Consider the following 16,283-nt stretch of genomic DNA (forward strand, 5'->3'; position numbering starts at 1 on the left):
CGGCCCAACCGACGCGCCATAGGGTGCGAGGGTGGAAGAGATCCCCTGGTTCGAGTGCGACGACGAAGAGCTGGACCCCGCCCAGCGTGAGTTCGTCCACGTCCTCAGGGACCGCGCGCGGTCCTGGCCCGTCCAGCCGATCGACACCGTGCTGCTGCCCCCGGACCACACTCCATACGGCCGGCTACTGGCCTACCTGGACATCGATGACCCGCAGCGCAATCGCACCGTGCTGACGGTCGGAGCCCATTTCGACGGTGCCGGGGCCCGCGGCGACAAGCTCCACAACCAAGACTTCACCCTCCCCAGCAGCCCGTCCGCCTTGGCCCTTGAGGTCACCGGGAGCCCCCACGGCACAGCGATCCGGACAGCGGACTGGTTCGAGGCCATTCTCAGACGGCCCCTGGTCCGCTACGAGTGGCTCCACGCCGGGCAGACGTACGCGACCCGGTACCTCTACGCGGACACCGGCCTCGGCCTCAGCCAGGGCTACGTGACACGCCTCGCCCCGCCCGGACTGACCGACCGCCTGACCGCCGACGGGTTCGACCGCGGCGGCGGGTGGATCGACACCGCCGGCCTGGGCCAACCAGACCGCATCACGCACGTCAGAGGAACAGACGCTCCGCAGTGATCACGGGACAGCCCTGAGGCCGGAGGAAGACCGGACGATTCACGGCAGGCAGCGCGACCCAACGCCGGACAAGGCTGCCAGGCGGTATCGGTGGCAACGGAGTGAACGTGCTGCCCTGGCGGGTGGGTGGGACGAGCACGGGCCCAGGCAGGCGCCAAGCGCTCAGCAAAGAGCGCAGGCCGACAAGGAGGGACAGATGATCAAGGTAAAGGTAGAGCCGACTCACTCCCTTCAATTCGTAGACGTGGGGGCGCAACAGCGCCTACGAATCGCAGGGCAATCAGACGCGCCTGTGCAGGCAGGGTAATCGCGGTCTGGTAGATCAGGCCGGGTGAACTCATTCTTCTCTTCGCGCCGATGGTTCCTGTCGATGGCGGCCGGTGCTGCGGGAGTACTGCCGGGGACCGGGAAAGCGGCTGCCCATCAGCCGTGGGACGGACAGGAGCCGGACGGGCAGGAGCCGAACGGGCAGGAGCGGAGCGGGCCATGGCCACCAGGGCTGAAAGCGGCGACGGCACGGGCCATGCCCCAGGCAGTGACGTGCGCGCGCACAGCACGCTGGCCGTTCGGGGCGGTACTGGTCAACGTGAACAGTGGCGAGTTAGTAGCCAGAGCCGCCAACAGTGTGGAGAGCGGGGACGCCACCGCCCACGCGGAAGTCAACCTGCTACGAGCCGCCGCCACCAGGGGCCTGCGGATGCCGGAGCACGCGGTGGTCAGTACAGCCGAACCGTGCCCGATGTGCGCGGGCGCCCTGCTGTGGGCGGGCGTTCGTGCCGTGGCCTTCGGCACGTCCAACGCCCGCCTCACAGCTCTCGGGCTCCCGCAGATCAACATGCCCTTCACCTCGATCGCCCGCCACTCCTCACTGGGCCCGCCGCCCGCCGTGGCAGGCGGCGTCCGCACCGACCTCACCGACCCCCTCTACGAGGAAATGGCCCGGCGATACCGGTAGGAGACAAGCACACGGTAGGACCGGTGCCCGGGCGAGGGCGGGAGGGAGCGCGCCGGGGGGCCGGGGGGCTCGGGGTTGACGTCAGGCACGATGACCACCAATCCCCCTCTCCCCCTCCCCCGGCCGGCCGTCACCCCGGCTGCGACACCGACACCGACACCGGCACCGGCACCGATGCCCGCACCTTGTGCAGATGCACCACGACGTCGAAGGTACGGCCCAGCGCGAGCGGCGCCGTCGGCTGGTTGGGGTAGCGCCCGGGGATGACGAACGTCGGGCGCGCCGTGTTCAGCCACTCGCCCAGAAGCCGGTCGCGGGCCGCCGTGCGCAGGTCGATGTAGAAGTCGCGGTAGCGCACCTGGTCGAGGGTGTGCTCATTGCTGCCGGGCGCCGCCGGGCCGACGCTGAACACTCCTACCCCGCCGGTCGCCGTCCGGGCGCGGTAGTCACCCCCGTGGAGGGAAGTGCCCACGGCGACGTACTCACGGCCCACGAGCTCACGCAGGACCCCGCCCATCGCAACCGGGTAGAAGGCGGGCATCGGCGATTCGTAGGCGATGTGCCCGTTGTGGGCCGACACGACGACCCGGTCACCGGTCTGCCGCTGCCACCACACGGCGAACTCGGCCATGGTCCGGGAACGGTGGCGGTTCACGGCCGTGGCCTGGGCCGGGTCGTCGGTGTCGAAGGCGAAGGACCTGGCCATCTCGGCCAGGACCCGGGCCTCCTGGAGCACCCAGGGATCCCGCTTGCCGGCGCCCGCCAGCAGCCGGTGTGCGGCATCGGCGTCCTGCGCGATCGCCTTCCGCTCGGCGAGCGGGAGCGCGCTGTACGCCGCCAGCCGCGCACCGACCCCCGCCGGCAGAGCACGCAGGGCGGCATACCGCCGGCTCAGCTCGGGCACGAGCGCGGACGCGTTGCGCCCCGCCCAGGAGAGGATCCGCTCGTACTGCTCGGGTCCGGCATCGGAGAAGTCCAGGCCCACGATCCGGACCGGGCGGGGACTGGTGCGGTTGTGCTCCCGCACCCAGCTGAACAGGTTCAGCAATTGCTCCGTGTTCAACAGGGAGTACGCGTCCTGGAGCTCCTCCCGCATGATCTGCCGCAGGTCGCCCTCGCCGGTACGAACGCAGGCGTCGATCCGGGCCGCCGCCGACCAGGTCATCTCCGTGGCGAACGCGGAGAACCCCTCCCGCTTCACCAGCTCCCTCAACAACCGGTCCTTGAGAGTGAACAGTTCCCTCGAGCCGTGCGAGGCCTCGCCGACCCCGACGATCGCCGCGCCCCGGGTCATCGAGGCGAACGCGGCGAGATCACCTCCCGGCCCGCCGGGCTCGGCGGTACGCAACGGATGGGCGCACCGCTCCAGCCCGGCCACCACAGCAACGTCCGGGCCCGACGAGGGACCGGGCGCGGGGGAACGACCCGCGGCGGGGGAACGGCCGGACCGCGGCCCGGCCGCTGCCGCGGTAGCAACGGACGGGGCCGCGAGGGCCGCCAGAGCGAGCGTCAGCGTCATGGAACGGCGTGATAATGCATGCGTCATACAGGAATTTATACAGGGCGCCGATCATTCACGGGCCGGGAGGGAAACGACGTCCTACCGAACGCCGGCGAGGCGCCCCTTGGGCACGCACCACCGTCGGGCCGGGCGCCGGTCTGAATCGCCCACCAATCAAGCACGCGAGGGGGGCCGTTCGCATCGTCCAGAGGTTCCGCCCGACACCTGAGACCTGACACCCTTTGCCGGCGCCGTCGACGAAGGCGCGTCAGTGGTGGTGGCCGTGCCGGCCGAGAGTCTTCACGGGGGTCGCGCCGGGGCGGGTCCACTGCGGCACGGGCCGGCTGGTCGGGCCCCAGGTGGCGTTCCCATCCGCGTCCGAGCGCCAGTACCAGCAGGCCTGGCGGCCCTCGGCCGGGTACCCCTCGCGGACATCGCCGATCACGGGCCAGCCGTCGGGGTTGTCCTCCCACGCTTCGCCGCGGCCGTAGGGCGTCATGTCGAGCAGGCCGAAGGACCCGTTGACCGCCTCGTTGCCACGGCCCGTCGTGGAGTACGTGAGGAACACGCGATCGCCGTCCCGCAGGAAACAGACGAGGTGCCCCATTTCACCGCCGACCGGCGCCTCCACGCCCCGCACCGAGTACCAGGGCTGGGTGTAACCCATGAACTCGACGTAGGGAGCCACCTCCTCCCACGGACCCGAGGTCAGGACGGCGAACGAGACGCCCCGGGCGTTGAGGTAGACGGCGTCCTTCACGTGCCAGGCCGTGGTGGTGCAACCCTCGCACTGCCCCTGGTGCGGCGCGCCGTCGTACCACATGTGTTGGTAGACCACGAGCTCGTCGCGCCCCTGGAACAGGTCGAGGAACGGGACCGGCCCGTCGGGTCCGACGACCTCGACCGTCCCGTCGAGCTCGACCATCGGCAGCCGCCGCCGGGCCGCGGCGATCGCGTCACCCTGATGGGTGTGCGCCTTCTCGCGGACCAGCAGCTCCTCGCGCGCCGCCTGCCAGGTGGCCAGGTCGACGACCGGCGGCTTGCCGGGGAGGTTGCTGCTCGCGTTGCCGGGCGTGGTCGTCATGGCGTCCTCCGTGGTGTCTCGTGCCAGGCAGCGTCGTACCACGTCCTACGACGCTCACCGGAACAGACTCGCGGCCCGGCCGGAACTCATCGCAGCAGGGGGCGCCCCAGCGATCTGTCCGATGCCCGCTGGGCGCTGACCGAGCCGGTGCCGGCCGCCTGGCGGGCCGAGCGCCGGCGCCATGCGCTGGACATCGGGCGCCCGCCCGAACACGACCTGCGCGAGATCACGAACGCGATCTTCCCCGAGCCGTGCGCAGCCTCTTGCAGCCGGAACCGGACGGGTGTTCGCTGGAGCGAGGAGAACCGCGCGTCGAAGGAGGACAGCCGGCCATGACCCGTTACGAGCCCGCCCCGGCGAACAGCGCCGATTGCACATGCGGACCGGGCTGCTCTTGTGGATGCCAGTCGGGCAGCCCTTGTCAGTGCAGCGGATGACGGAGACCCGGGTGCAGACGTAGGGCACCCGGATGGCATGAGGCCGGTCGGCCAGGTGTCGACCGGCCCTTCGTGTGCGTGACGCCAACGCGCGAGCGTCACTGCACCCGGTGGCCCTCGAACGGTGCTGCCCGGCGCTCGTGACCGGTGATCGGGGGCAAGTGGGGGGCGTGGTGGACCAGTCGGGCGGAGTTCCCGACGACCGCGATGCTGCTGGTGTTGTGGAGCAGGGCCGCCAGGACCGGGTTCATCGTTCCGCCGGCGCCCGCGAGGAGTCCGATCAGGTTGACTCCGATGGCGAGTCCGTAGTTCTGGCGGACGACGCGCAGGGTGTGGCGGCTGAGTTCGACGACGGCGGCCACCTGACGCAGGTCGTTGCCGGCCAGGGCGATGTCGGCGGTCTCCAGCGCCACGTGGGAGGAGTGCTCGCCCATGGCGATGCCGACGTCGGCCAGGGCGAGGGCGGGGGCGTCGTTCGTCCCGTCGCCGACCATCGCGACCGTGTGCCCCTCGGCCCGGAGGTCGCGGATGAGCTGGAGTTTGCCCTCGGGGAGGGCGTGGGCGTGCACTTCGGTGATGCCGAGGGCGTCGGCGACGACCTGGGCGGTCTCGGGCGCGTCGCCGGTCAGCAGGATCAGCCGCGAGACGCCGAGGTCCCGCAGCTGCCGGATGACGGTCTCGGCGCCGTCCCGTACGGCGTCCGATACGCCGAGCATGCCGATGAGGTCCTCGTCGCGGGCCAGGCAGATGACGGTCTCGCCGCCGCTGCGCAGGCGTTCGGTCCAGCCCTGGGCGTTCTCGGTGAGCTCCACGCCGTGCCGGCGCAGGAGGGCGGGGCTGCCCACCAGCAGGCGGGTGCCGTCGAGTTCGGCGCGCATGCCCATGCCGAGGACGACCTCGCAGGCCTGGTGGATGGGGATGTGGAGCCGCTCCTCCTCGGTGCGGGCCACGATGGCCTGGGCCAGGGGGTGCAGGGCGTGCAGCTCGCCGGAGGCGGCCAGGCTCAGGACCTCGTCGGCGGTGAACCTGTCGCTGAGGGTCACCACGCTGGTGACCAGCGGTCGTCCGAAGGTGAGGGTGCCGGTCTTGTCGAAGACGACGGTGGTCACCCGCCCGATGCCCTCGAGGTGGGTGCCGCCTTTGATGAGGGTGCCGCGGCGCGCCCCGTTGCCGATGGCGGCGCTGATGGCGGTGGGGGTGGCCAGGCCGGCCGCGCACGGGCAGGCGATGAGCAGCATGGTCATCGCGCGGCGCGCGTCCCGGGTGACGGCGTAGGTGAGTGCGGCCAGGGCGAAGGAGACGGGGACGAACCGCCGGGTGAAGCGGGCGGCCACGGTCTGGATCGGCGCCCGGTCCGTCTGGGCCTCCTCGACCCGGGTGATGATCCGCCCCACGGTGGTGTCCCGCCCGACCGAGGCCGCGCGGACGGTGAGCGAACCGGAGGTGAGGATCGTGCCGGCGTAGACGTGGGAGCCGGTGCGGGCGTAGACGGGCAGCGCCTCGCCGGTGACGGCCGCCTGGTCCACGAGCGCTTCCCCGGCGACGGCGTGCCCGTCCACGGGGATGCGGTGATGCTCGTACACGGCGACCTCGTCCCCCGGCTCGACGTCCGCGAGCGCCACCTCGACCTCGACGCCGTCCCGCACGAGCCAGACGCGTTCCTCGCCGATGGTGAGCAGTTCCTCGATGGCGCGCCGCGTGCGTCGCAGGGTCAGGGTCTGGAGGAACTCGCCGATGTTGAGCAGCCACAGCACCGTGAGGGCGACGACGTTCTCGCGCAGGACGAGCGAGATGAGCGTGGCCGCGGTGACCAGGGTGTCGGTGCCGGGGGAGCTGCCGCCCCGGAGCGAGCGCAGGGCGCCGCGGAAGAAGGGCAGCCCGGTGAAGATCGTGACGGTGGCGGCGAACCCGGAGGAGCCGAAGGCCAGGCGCGGCCGGCGCAGCAGGCGGCGCAGCGCGATGAGCGCGAGCACCGCGCCGCCGACGACCAGCCGGGCGACCTCACCGGTGGAGGAGTCGGGCAGGGAGCGGGTGGCCTTGACCGGCGCCGAAGCAGGTGGCGCCTCCTCCAGTGCCGCGACGAGCCGTGCGACGTCCAGGTCGTCCTGCGCGATCCAGATGACGACGCTTCCGGTGCGGGGGAAGACCCGCAGGGCACGGAAGCCGGGTACGCCCGCCATCCGCTCGTCCACCTGACCGGCGCTGCCGGGGCGGGCCCGCAGCCATGGCACCGTCAGCCGGGCGCGGCCTGCCGCCACGGAACGTACGATCACACCGGACATGATCAGTGCTCGTGTCCGTGGTCGTGGTCCTCGGTGCCGACCGCGGACGGCGGCGGCGCCTCTTCGCCCAGCGTGGTGCGGGCCTCGGCGAGCATGTCCCCGGCCTTCAGCCGCGCTTCCTCGGCGGCGGAGGCAAGCCACCGGCCGGCCACGATGCCGCCGGCGAGGCTTCCCACGAGCGCCTTTCTGGCGGCGGGCTTCGCCTCCGGGAGGCGTTTGGAGGCTCCTTGGATGATCAGTCCGCCCACCACCCCGGAGACGGCGTAGTGCGCGAGACGGCCGGCTGCGGCGCCGGCGAGAGCGACGGGGTGCATGGAGCGCTCCTTCCGTACCTGCCGGGACGGGGCTGTTCGGAGTCTCGTATCCAGTGTGCGCCTGATCAACGGACGAGGCATACAAGGTGTACGGGATGTACGGGCCTCGGCACCGGCAGCCGCTCCGGCTCCGTGGCGCGTCAGGCCCCGGCGGTCCGGCGCGCGCCCGCCAGGCGGCAGCCGAGGTAGATCGCGAAGGAGATCGTCGTGACGTACGGGCTGACCGGCAGCGTGCTGCCGAGGGCGAGCAGGAGACCGCCCTCCATCGACACCAGCGCGAAAGTGACGCTGAGCAGCGGCAGCACCACGGGCGACGCCGTCAGGCGCGCGGCGGCGGCCGCCGGGGTGACGAGGAGCGAGAGGACCAGCAGCGCTCCGACGATCTGTACGCACAGCGCCACGGCGAGGCCGAGGACGAGCATGAACGCCAGGGACAGGGCCCGCACCGGCACGCCCCGGGCCGCGGCCACCTCCGGATCGGCGCTGGCGAAAGTCAGCGGCCTCCACATGATCGCGAGAACGACGAGTACCACGGCGGACGTGCCGACGAGCCATGCCGTCTGCGGGGTGGCGACGGCGACGATCTGGCCGGTCAGGACGCCGAACTTGTTCGCCGCACGGCCTTTGTAAAGCGACAGGAACAGCACACCCAGGCCGAGGCCGAAGGGCATGATGATGCCGATGACCGCATTGCGGTCGCGCGCCCGCACCCCCAGGGCGCCGATGGTTCCCGCGGCCACGAGTGAGCCGACGATGGACCCGGCCACGATGTTCATCCCCAGGAACAGCGCGGCCGACGCGCCCGCGAAGGACAGTTCGCTGATGCCGTGCACGGCGAACGGCAGGTCCCGCATGACGACGAAGACCCCGGCCAGCCCGCCGACCAGCCCGAGCAGGGCGCCGGCGAGCAGCGCGTCCTGGGCGAGCGCGAGCAGTTCGCCGTAGTGGTCGAAGCCGAAGATCTGCCCCAGGATGCCGATGTCGTGCTCCCCGTCGGCGAGCACGCGACCGACCGAGCAGCCTCCGGGACGGACGCTGCCGGTCACGGCGGCGCACCGTTGCTCGGCCCGCCGCCGTCCGGCCTGTCGTTGTCCGGGCCACCCGCATGGTTGTGCACGGTGCTCTCGTCCGGGGCTCCGGCGACGACGATCCGGTCCCTCACCCGCACCACGTCGACGCGGGTGCCGTACAGCCGGGACAGGGACGCCGAGGTCATCACCTCGTCCGGCGGGCCGATGCGGAATCCTCCCCGGGCCAGGTACAGCACCCGGTCCACCATGCTCAACACGGGGTTGATCTCGTGCGTCACGAACACCACCGCGGTGCCGGCGGAGCGGCGCCGCCGGTCCACCAGCGCGGTGACCGACCGCTGGTGGTGCAGGTCCAGGGAGAGCAGCGGCTCGTCGCACAGCAGGATCCGCGGGTCGGTGGCAAGGGCCTGGGCGATCCGCACGCACTGCAGCTCACCGCCGGAGAGACTGCCGAGCGGTACGTCCGCGTACACCGTCGCCCCGACCACCTCCAGCAGCTCGTTCACCCGGCTGCGGGTGGCGGCGGAGGCGGGCCGGGGGCCCCAGCGGTGGCCGTCCAGACCGAGCCGCACCAGGTCACGTGCCCGCAGCGCCGTGACGGCGGGCAGGGTCTTGTGCTGCGGTACGTAGCCGATGCGCTTGCTGCCGTTGTGCGGGGGCCCGCCGAGCACAGTCACCGAGCCCGCGGTGAGGGGCTGCCGGCCCAGGAGGACCCTCAGCAGGCTGGTCTTGCCGGAGCCGTTCGGGCCCAGCACCGCGAGGAACTCCCCGGGCCGCACGTCGAAGGTCAGGCCGCGCCACAGCGCCTTCCCGTCGTAGGCGAGTTCGGCGCCGCGCAGGCTGACCACCGGCTCGGGGGATCCGTCGCGGCCCGTCACGAGTCCAGGGCCTTCCTGAGCGCCTCGACGGTGTTCTGCATCCAGCTGATGTAGTCCTGGCCGCGGGGCAGGGTCTCGGTCACCGGGACCACCGGGATGCCGTTGTCCCGCGCGGTCCGCTCGGCCTTCTGCGTCGGCGGCCCGGCCGTCTGCTCGTTGACGACCAGCGCCTCCACGCGCTTTCCGGTGAGCAGCCCGAGCATCTGCCGCATGGCGCTCGGGGAGACCTCGCTGCCCTCCTCGACGGCCTCGCTGAACTCCGCCGGTGTGCTGTTCCGCAGCCCGCACGCCTCGGTCAGGTGGAGCGGCACCGGCTCGGTGACCGCCACGGCGGCGCCCCGGTGCTCCGCCTTGATACGGGCCTGCGCGGCGCGCAGGGGCGCCAGCTTGTCGTTGAAGGCCCTGGCGTTCCTCCGGAAGAGGTCACCGTCGCCGGGCGAGGCCTTCGCGAGGGCGTCGGCGACGCGGTCGGCGAGCCGGCCGGCCGTCGTGAGGTCGTACCAGACGTGCTCGTTGAGCTCGCCGCCCGCCGGGGCCGTTTTCCCCGAGACCTGTACGGCGTTGATGACCTCGGCCGACGGGTTCTTCGCGGTGCGGAGCATCTTGCCGACGAAGTCGTCGTAGCCGCCGCCGTTCTCGATCACGACGCGCGCCCTGGAGAGCGCCAGCTGGTTACGGGCGTCGGCTTCATAGGAGTGCGGGTCCTGGGCGGGGTCGTCGATGAGCGAGACGACATCGGCCTTGTCGCCCCCGACCTGCCGCGCGATGTCGCCGTACACGTTCGTGGACGCCACGACCCGCACGGCGGACGCCGGGGCGGTGCCGCCCGTGCCGCCGGTGGGTCCGGGGCCGGTCCCCGCCCCGTCGCCGCAGCCGGAGGCCGCCGCCGTGCACAGCACGGCGAGGAGGACCGGTCCAGGGGCCCGCATCCGCATACGCGTCCTCCGGGAACAGAGGAAACCGGAACGGTTATCACCTCATTGTCCCCGCGCGGCCGCGTGCCTTCCAGCGGAGGCTCGGGAACCGTGGGAGATGAGTTGGTAATGGGATCCATTTTCATATAGCGTCGGGGTCTGCACCGACCGGAGAGGACCCCGAACCCATGGCCGTACCCAAGCGGAAGATGTCCCGCAGCAACACCCGCCACCGCCGCGCCCAGTGGAAGGCGGTCACACCGCAGCTCGTGCCGGTCACCGTCGACGGCGTCGCCCATCTGGTGCCGCAGCGCCTGGTCAAGGCCTACGAGCGCGGTCTGCTCCACCCCGAAGGCTGACGGGCATGCGCGGACGACTGCCCGTCACCGTCCTGTCCGGCTTCCTCGGAGCGGGCAAGACCACCCTGCTCAACCACGTGCTGAGCAACCGCGAGGGCCTGCGCGTCGCGGTCATCGTCAACGACATGAGCGAGATCAACATCGACGCCGCCCTCGTGCGCGGCGGCGAGGCCGCCCTGTCGCGGACCGAGGAGCGCCTGGTCGAGATGACCAACGGGTGCATCTGTTGCACCCTGCGCGACGACCTGCTGGAGGAGGTCGACCGCCTCGCCCGCGAGGACCGCTTCGACCACCTCCTCATCGAGTCCAGCGGAATCTCCGAACCGATGCCCGTGGCGGCGACCTTCGCCTTCCCCCGCGACGACGGCGCCACCCTCGGCGACCTGGCGCGCCTGGACACCATGGTGACGGTCGTCGACGCCGCCAACTTCCTGCCGGAACTGGAAGGAGGTGACGGGCTCGCCGAGCGCGGGCTCGACCAGTACGAGGACGACGAACGCACCGTCAGCGACCTGCTGATGGACCAGATCGAATTCGCCGACGTCATCGTGCTCAACAAACTCGACCTCGTCGACGCGGAGAGCGCCGAACGGCTGCGGGCCGCCCTCGCCCGGCTCAACCCGCCGGCCCGCATCGTGGGTGCCACCCGCGGGCGCGTGGCACTCGGCGACGTGCTCGGGACCGGGCTGTTCGACCTGGAGCGCGCGCAGCAGGCTCCAGGCTGGGTCATGGAACTCAACGGGGACCACGTCCCGGAGACCGAGGAGTACGGGATCTCCAGCACGGTCTTCCGCTCCGACACCCCGTTCCACCCGGGCCGCCTGTGGGAGTTCGTCACCGAAGGCCTCGACAGCGGGGCCTACGGCCGGATCCTGCGTTCCAAGGGCTTCTTCTGGCTGGCCAGCCGCCCCCGGGTGACGGGCCTGTGGTCGCAGGCCGGCTCCGTCGCCCGCTTCGAACCCTCCGGAGCACGGGACGCGGACAGCGCGCAGGGTCAGGAACTGGTCTTCATCGGCACCGGCCTGCGCGCCGGGGAACTTCGGACCGCCCTGGCGGGCTGTCTCATGCAGGACGGCGAAAACCTCCCGGCCGCCGACCCGTTCCCCGCGTGGGACACCTACGGCATCGACGACTCCTGCGAGCACGAGCACCCCGCACTCGTACTACAGGACTGAGGCCCCCGGGCCGGGCAGTGGTCGCAGCCACGGCACTGCCCGGCCCGGTACATCCCGCTCGGCGACACCGGTGCCGGTGCTGACCGGGAACTGCCGGCGCCTTGGGCCAGGCGGCGGTGGAGCCTGAGCCACCATAGGTCCGCTCGACTGTCCAGCATTTCGATATCGGGATGAATCCCCAGGTCCCGGCGGGCAGTGATTTCCGTGTCGATGCCGAGGGGTGGCAGCGTGCTCGACGAAGTGCTGGCGGTAGCCGCCGTCAACCCAGACCTTGCGGATGCCGGGGTGGGTGGCGGCGACCCGAGCAGCCGGGTGCCGGCCACGGAGTCCTGGACGCTGGCCGCGGTGACCAGCACCGCGAGCAGGAGGCCAAGTGTGTCAGTCACGATGCTCCGCTTGCGGCCCACGATCTTCTTGCCGGGCGGCCAATGTCCAGCGCATGGCGCCGGCGCTCGGCCCGCCAGGCGGCCGGCACCGGCTTGATCAGCGCCCAGCGGGCATCGGACAGATGGCTGGGATAGGAGCGACGCGCGGCCATGAGCTGGGCGTACTACTGGCGGGCGCGTGTGTCCAGCAGAAGCGCGGCTGAGGGTGCGATCCCCAGCAGGATCGTCGATGGCCGGGGGCCTGAGGAGAAATGCTCAGGCCCCCGGATCAGTGCATCAGTAAGGGCTGTTAGAAGAGGTCACGGTACTGGTTGAAGTCAGTGCCGATCTTGACCCGGGACTTGTACGGCGAGGAGGCCTTGCCCGTGCCCTTGTACAGCCAGAGGTTGCCCTTGGGGTCGCGGGCGAGCAGGTCGCTGCGGCCGTCGCCGTCGACATCACCCGTGGCCACCAGCTTGTTGAACTGGTTCCAGGCACTACCGACCCGGGTGCGGGAGGCGAACGGCTTCCGCGGATCGCCCGTGCCCTTGTACAGCCAGAGGACACCCTGCTTGTCGCGGGCGACGATGTCCGGCTTGCTGTCACCGCTCAGGTCGCCGAGGCCGGTGATCTGGGTGTACTGGTTCCAGCCGGGGCCGACCTTGACGCGGGGCGCCAGCGAACCGTCCGCCTTGGTCTGGAAGCGCCACAGGACGCCCTGCTTGTCGCGGGCCAGCAGGTCGGGGTGGGTGGCGCCGCCCAGGGTGCCGGGCGACATGATGCTGTCGTACCCGCCCCAGCCGGTGGCCACCCGCTTGAGCTTCCCGCCACGCCACAGGTTCAGCGTGCCGTCGTCCATGACGTGGTACGCGCCGTCCTGGTAACCCGTCAGGTCAGGGTCGACCGACACCCCGTACTTGAGGTGCGGCCATACGTAGGCGCCCGAACGGGCTTCGAAGCCGCCCTTCCCGTCGGGCATGTAGGCGTACATCTGGCCCGACGGCAGGATGCCGGACAGGAAGAAGAACGGCGCGGCGGGCGTCGGCTTGTGCTGCCCGGCCGCGGCGGCGCTCCGGGAGATGCTCTTCTTCGGCCCGGACGCCGCAGGGGCGTCGGTGCCGGAGGTGCCGGCGGCCGCAGCGGTGCCGGCGGTGCCGCCGACCAGCGTGACGGCGATCGCCGAAGTGACGAGACGCGACAGGGTGCGCCCTCGTCGGGAGGACTGGGTCACGTATGACTCCATGAGTTGTGCTGAATCAAGTCAGGGCACCCCCATGTATCGGGAGCGCCCGCATCATTGTCCGGATCTTTGCACGTGTGTCCCAGTGGTTTTGCGGTGGGGGGTCCTGGAATGAGTAATTCCGCGTGGCGGGCGAAGCGGAAGGACCGTAACCCCATGTGCGGGTTGCGGCCCTTGGCCTCTGGCGAGCAGGCGCGCCCGAGCTCAGCGCGCCTGCGGCAGCCGCGGCCCAGGGGCAAGTGGCCGCCTCCCTCGCGGCCGGCCACCCGCCGCACCGGACGGCCAGGCCGCGCTCGGTAAGTCGTTTGCAAGGTCGTGGTCGCGACGATTGGGCCGTCTCTTTTGGATCTTGCCTAGTCGGCGGCGTTCCGCTCTGCCTGCACCCAGGTCAGCTGCATGTCGCTCAGTGGGGGGTCGAACCCTGCCGGGAACAGCAGCATCTCCGGCTGCGGCCACATGTTCTCCGGCCCGTGCTCGTCGCAGTGCAGGGCGATGAGATGCGGCCCTTCCCCGCAGCCCTCGTGCCAGTAGGGGCGGTCGTGCGCTTGGCAGAAGTACCCGAACCGCCAGCAGTCATCTTCTTCAGTCGGCTCGTAGAAGCTGGGATCGCGAATGATCGTGGTCACCGGCTCCTGCCGGTTGAACCGGGGGATGGGCCGGGGGTCACACCACAGCAGTCGGGGAGGTATCACGCTCCCATCCTGCCCCGGGGCCGACCTGTTCGGATCATTGGGTCGTTGGTCCGGTTATGTCGTTGACTGATGCGCAGTGGTCGCGGATTGAGCCGCTGCTTCCGGGCCGGACTCCGCGACGTGGTGGGCGGTGGCGTGATCACCGGCAGGTTGTCGAGGCGATCGCGTGGAGTACCGCACGGGTTCTCCGTGGGAGGACGTGCCCTCCGGCTTCCTGGCGTCCCGGACTCCATGCAGGCGTTCGCGCCAGGCGACGACACCATCGCGCTGGAGACGGCCACAGCCGTCCGGTCGGCCTCGCAGGCCCGTCGACCGGCTGCGTTCACAAGGTGCCGGGGGGACGTGGGCTCAGCGCGGGGGGGGGCTCTGCGTGAGCACGGAACTTGTCACCTGACAGCTGCCCCGACGCTGCCCTCCGAGGCGGCGTGAGCAGGATTGCTGTCACCGAAGGTGCATCGTTCTTGTCACCTTGAGATCGTTTGTGGTCTTGACCCTCGACACAGACAGCCCGGAGGAGACGAGTTGATCACGGAGTACCAGCAGAAGCTGCGCGAGTGCTACATCGCCGCCGCCGTCATGCCGGCCCCGAGGCCGTGGCAGCCGGTGCTGGACCACAGGACCCCCATCGGGGGTCTGCTCGGCATTGGCTTCGCCGTCCATCCCGACAGCGGGCACGACCTCGTCATGGTCGTGTCCAGTGACGGCCATGGACTCTTCGACGCGGTCACCGGCGAGAAGGTCGCCCGCGACCGGGACCCGGACCCCGACACCAGCACTCCGGACGCGTCGCCGGAGCTCACCTGCCCCGGGCTCGGCCCGATCGAGGGCACGCCGGTACGTATCGCCGGGCTCTTCGGCGGCGGCCTGCACACCACCACACCAGACGGCTGGACCCTGGACGTCGTCAGCCCCGAGTGGCCCCACGACCGCGTCATCCTCTCCGCCGACGGCGGGTCCCACAAAGGCCCGGCGGGAGGAACGTGGTGGCACATCTTCCACTCCGAGCACTCAGAACTCCGCGCAGCCGGGTTCTCTCCCTCCGGCCTGACCCTGGCGGTCGCCACCAGCAGCGACCTCACCCTCTGGACCCGACCTGAGCTCCACTTTGACGACTGAGCGGACAGCAGTACAGCGGGACAGCGGGACAGCAGACGAAAGGGCGACAGATGGACCGGGCAGAACTCGCCGGGATGCTGGGAGGCCAGACCAGGGCCTGCGAACCCGCCAGAGCGGCGCTTCTCGACGGAGGCGAGTTCGTCGTATGGGACGGCAGCGTTCCCAGCCGGCAGCTTGTCGACGTCTACGCGGCTCGCCTCCGACGGGCGAGGAGGCGAGGCACTGAGACTCTCGCCTTGCCATCCACCGTCGACATCCTCACCCGACTCGAAGCCGTTCAGGTCAGGATCGGCTGCATCTTCTCACCGGACCGGACGTGGGCCTTCATGCTCTTTCTCGCCGACGACGCCGGCGCAATCCTCGCCTGCACTGGAGTCCGACGAGCTGAGCGGTGACAGTTGTCCTGCTGTCCTGCTCAAGTGACAACCATCTTGCTCAGGCACAGTAACCCCCCATGGCGTGACTCGCCGCGTGCCATCACGACGGAACGCATCGACTGCACCGCCGAAGCAACTATCTGAGTGTTCCCGACACTCGACGACATCGATTCCCTCTGGAAGGGCGCACTCTCGGCCCCGAGCGGCAAGCGCTCTCGCAACTCACCCGCAAAGCCCACCGCGCCTCCTTCCCAAGCGGAGAAGGACTGACGGGCAATGTCGGCTGCGAAGGCTCAGTGCCCAGACCGGCCGACTCCGGCCTTCCGTTTCGAGGAGGCGATCCAGAGCGAAAGAAGGCCGGTCACGACCAGGCTCCCGATCATGACCATGCCCACGCCGATCGCGAAGAGCCCGCTCGAGTCGTCCGACCAGTCGTAGGAGGCGGCAACGGTCAGCCCGGTGGTGGTGCCGAGCACCGCGGCCGCGACGGCCTGCCGGGAAGCTGCCCAGTACACCAGTGCCAGCAGCGTCACCCCGAGCCCGATCACCTGCCACGCCTCGTAGGGGCCGGTCGTCGAACCGTCAGGGTGCACGTCGCGGTGCTGGTCCCAGCCCAGCCAGGCAGCCCACACCGCCATCGTCACGCCGGCCAGCACCAGGGTCGCCAGCAGTTGGAGAACAGGTTTCTGCAGTACTTTGCCCATGGCCCCAGTGTCCGGGCTCACCCGAACACTCATCAGAGCGCAGGTACTCAACTCCGCCCAAGTAAAAACGCCTTTCAGGGGTCGCGGGCAAGCCGACCGCCAAGTCGGCATCGTGCTCTCGGATGCGCCGCCAGGTGCTTGGGCACGGGCGGAAGGGTCTGGCCGCCGGCATCCGCCGTGCGTCAAGGTCGACGGGGAGCCATGGAGGTGTGGGTGGGTGGGTCG

The 16,283-nt window shown here is 70.7% G+C and carries 17 protein-coding genes and 2 pseudogenes; 8 read left to right on the plus strand and 11 right to left on the minus strand.

The window, feature by feature from the left end:
• Nucleotides 1–31 precede the first annotated feature (31 nt).
• Entirely contained in the window at nt 32–634 is a 603-nt protein-coding gene (locus tag IE295_RS25240) for a hypothetical protein (RefSeq protein WP_190066065.1), read from the plus strand.
• A 523-nt stretch (nt 635–1,157) separates the two neighbouring features.
• A complete protein-coding gene (locus IE295_RS25245; protein WP_190066066.1) occupies nt 1,158–1,589 on the plus strand; it encodes a nucleoside deaminase in 432 nt (143 codons plus the stop codon).
• Nucleotides 1,590–1,719: 130 nt separating this feature from the next.
• Here the strand turns inward: IE295_RS25245 and IE295_RS25250 are convergent, their stop codons facing one another.
• Together IE295_RS25250 and IE295_RS25255 are read right to left on the minus strand one after the other, a co-directional pair.
• On the minus strand, nt 1,720–2,967 hold the full coding sequence (locus IE295_RS25250; RefSeq protein ID WP_190066067.1) for an erythromycin esterase family protein: 1,248 nt from the start codon (nt 2,965–2,967) through the stop codon (nt 1,720–1,722).
• Nucleotides 2,968–3,358: 391 nt separating this feature from the next.
• The gene (locus IE295_RS25255) at nt 3,359–4,174 is read right to left on the minus strand and encodes a DUF899 domain-containing protein (RefSeq protein WP_190066068.1); all 816 of its coding nucleotides are present in this window, start codon (nt 4,172–4,174) and stop codon (nt 3,359–3,361) included.
• 114 nt (nt 4,175–4,288) lie between these two features.
• Between IE295_RS25255 and IE295_RS33755 the strand changes: the two are divergent.
• Nucleotides 4,289–4,468, plus strand: a pseudogene (locus IE295_RS33755) (hypothetical protein); the annotation flags it as partial.
• A gap of 241 nt (nt 4,469–4,709) precedes the next feature.
• Here IE295_RS33755 and IE295_RS25260 read toward each other — a convergent pair.
• From IE295_RS25260 to IE295_RS25280, 5 genes are all read right to left on the minus strand, one after another.
• Nucleotides 4,710–6,893, minus strand: a complete 2,184-nt coding sequence (locus IE295_RS25260; RefSeq protein ID WP_190066069.1) for a heavy metal translocating P-type ATPase — start codon at nt 6,891–6,893, stop codon at nt 4,710–4,712.
• Nucleotides 6,894–6,895: 2 nt separating this feature from the next.
• Nucleotides 6,896–7,207 (minus strand): DUF1490 family protein, encoded by a 312-nt coding sequence (locus IE295_RS25265; protein WP_190066070.1) that lies wholly within the window; start codon nt 7,205–7,207, stop codon nt 6,896–6,898.
• 140 nt (nt 7,208–7,347) lie between these two features.
• On the minus strand, nt 7,348–8,187 hold the full coding sequence (locus IE295_RS25270; protein ID WP_190066236.1) for a metal ABC transporter permease: 840 nt from the start codon (nt 8,185–8,187) through the stop codon (nt 7,348–7,350).
• 62 nt (nt 8,188–8,249) lie between these two features.
• On the minus strand, nt 8,250–9,116 hold the full coding sequence (locus IE295_RS25275; protein ID WP_224323298.1) for a metal ABC transporter ATP-binding protein: 867 nt from the start codon (nt 9,114–9,116) through the stop codon (nt 8,250–8,252).
• Nucleotides 9,113–10,045 carry a metal ABC transporter solute-binding protein, Zn/Mn family gene (locus IE295_RS25280; protein WP_190066071.1) on the minus strand — a complete coding sequence of 311 codons (933 nt, stop codon included), beginning with the start codon at nt 10,043–10,045 and terminating at the stop codon, nt 9,113–9,115. Before IE295_RS25280 ends, IE295_RS25275 begins: the two co-directional genes overlap by 4 nt.
• Nucleotides 10,046–10,218: 173 nt before the next feature.
• On the opposite strand from IE295_RS25280, the gene rpmF reads away from it, so the two are divergent.
• Nucleotides 10,219–10,389 carry a 50S ribosomal protein L32 gene (rpmF, locus tag IE295_RS25285; protein WP_190066072.1) on the plus strand — a complete coding sequence of 57 codons (171 nt, stop codon included), beginning with the start codon at nt 10,219–10,221 and terminating at the stop codon, nt 10,387–10,389.
• 5 nt (nt 10,390–10,394) lie between these two features.
• Nucleotides 10,395–11,564, plus strand: a complete 1,170-nt coding sequence (locus tag IE295_RS25290) for a GTP-binding protein (protein WP_190066073.1) — start codon at nt 10,395–10,397, stop codon at nt 11,562–11,564.
• 326 nt (nt 11,565–11,890) lie between these two features.
• Here IE295_RS25290 and IE295_RS33760 read toward each other — a convergent pair.
• The 3 genes and pseudogenes from IE295_RS33760 to IE295_RS25305 all read right to left on the minus strand — a co-directional run.
• Nucleotides 11,891–11,983: pseudogene (locus IE295_RS33760) on the minus strand (IS5 family transposase); the annotation flags it as partial.
• A 256-nt stretch (nt 11,984–12,239) separates the two neighbouring features.
• Nucleotides 12,240–13,160 (minus strand): FG-GAP repeat domain-containing protein, encoded by a 921-nt coding sequence (locus IE295_RS25300; RefSeq protein ID WP_224323299.1) that lies wholly within the window; start codon nt 13,158–13,160, stop codon nt 12,240–12,242.
• A 362-nt stretch (nt 13,161–13,522) separates the two neighbouring features.
• Nucleotides 13,523–13,795, minus strand: a complete 273-nt coding sequence (locus tag IE295_RS25305) for a hypothetical protein (RefSeq protein WP_190066075.1) — start codon at nt 13,793–13,795, stop codon at nt 13,523–13,525.
• A gap of 122 nt (nt 13,796–13,917) precedes the next feature.
• Here IE295_RS25305 and IE295_RS34500 point away from each other — a divergent pair, with 122 nt between their 5' ends.
• From IE295_RS34500 to IE295_RS25320, 3 genes are all read left to right on the plus strand, one after another.
• A complete protein-coding gene (locus IE295_RS34500) occupies nt 13,918–14,235 on the plus strand; it encodes a transposase (protein WP_372479112.1) in 318 nt (105 codons plus the stop codon).
• Between the two features lie 148 nt (nt 14,236–14,383).
• Nucleotides 14,384–14,977, plus strand: coding sequence for a hypothetical protein (locus tag IE295_RS25315; RefSeq protein ID WP_190066077.1), 594 nt, complete (start codon nt 14,384–14,386; stop codon nt 14,975–14,977).
• A 50-nt stretch (nt 14,978–15,027) separates the two neighbouring features.
• Nucleotides 15,028–15,372: a hypothetical protein gene (locus IE295_RS25320; RefSeq protein ID WP_190066078.1), complete on the plus strand. Its 345-nt coding sequence runs from the start codon at nt 15,028–15,030 to the stop codon at nt 15,370–15,372.
• A 275-nt stretch (nt 15,373–15,647) separates the two neighbouring features.
• On the opposite strand, the gene IE295_RS25325 is transcribed toward IE295_RS25320, so the two are convergent.
• Nucleotides 15,648–16,058: a hypothetical protein gene (locus tag IE295_RS25325; protein WP_190066079.1), complete on the minus strand. Its 411-nt coding sequence runs from the start codon at nt 16,056–16,058 to the stop codon at nt 15,648–15,650.
• Nucleotides 16,059–16,283 lie beyond the last annotated feature (225 nt).

The sequence above is a fragment of the Streptomyces griseocarneus genome (assembly GCF_014655595.1).
Classification (GTDB): domain Bacteria; phylum Actinomycetota; class Actinomycetes; order Streptomycetales; family Streptomycetaceae; genus Streptomyces; species Streptomyces griseocarneus.

What these genes read in the sequence shown, in the direction of transcription:
- IE295_RS34500 (WP_372479112.1), top strand. Translation starts at nt 13,918, where the DNA reads ATGTCGTTGACTGATGCGCAGTGGTCGCGGATTGAGCCGCTGCTTCCG.
- IE295_RS25280 (WP_190066071.1), bottom strand. Translation starts at nt 10,045, where the DNA reads ATGCGGGCCCCTGGACCGGTCCTCCTCGCCGTGCTGTGCACGGCGGCG.
- rpmF (WP_190066072.1), top strand. Translation starts at nt 10,219, where the DNA reads ATGGCCGTACCCAAGCGGAAGATGTCCCGCAGCAACACCCGCCACCGC.
- IE295_RS25265 (WP_190066070.1), bottom strand. Translation starts at nt 7,207, where the DNA reads ATGCACCCCGTCGCTCTCGCCGGCGCCGCAGCCGGCCGTCTCGCGCAC.
- IE295_RS25325 (WP_190066079.1), bottom strand. Translation starts at nt 16,058, where the DNA reads ATGGGCAAAGTACTGCAGAAACCTGTTCTCCAACTGCTGGCGACCCTG.
- IE295_RS25320 (WP_190066078.1), top strand. Translation starts at nt 15,028, where the DNA reads ATGGACCGGGCAGAACTCGCCGGGATGCTGGGAGGCCAGACCAGGGCC.
- IE295_RS25290 (WP_190066073.1), top strand. Translation starts at nt 10,395, where the DNA reads ATGCGCGGACGACTGCCCGTCACCGTCCTGTCCGGCTTCCTCGGAGCG.
- IE295_RS25260 (WP_190066069.1), bottom strand. Translation starts at nt 6,893, where the DNA reads ATGTCCGGTGTGATCGTACGTTCCGTGGCGGCAGGCCGCGCCCGGCTG.
- IE295_RS25245 (WP_190066066.1), top strand. Translation starts at nt 1,158, where the DNA reads ATGCCCCAGGCAGTGACGTGCGCGCGCACAGCACGCTGGCCGTTCGGG.
- IE295_RS25255 (WP_190066068.1), bottom strand. Translation starts at nt 4,174, where the DNA reads ATGACGACCACGCCCGGCAACGCGAGCAGCAACCTCCCCGGCAAGCCG.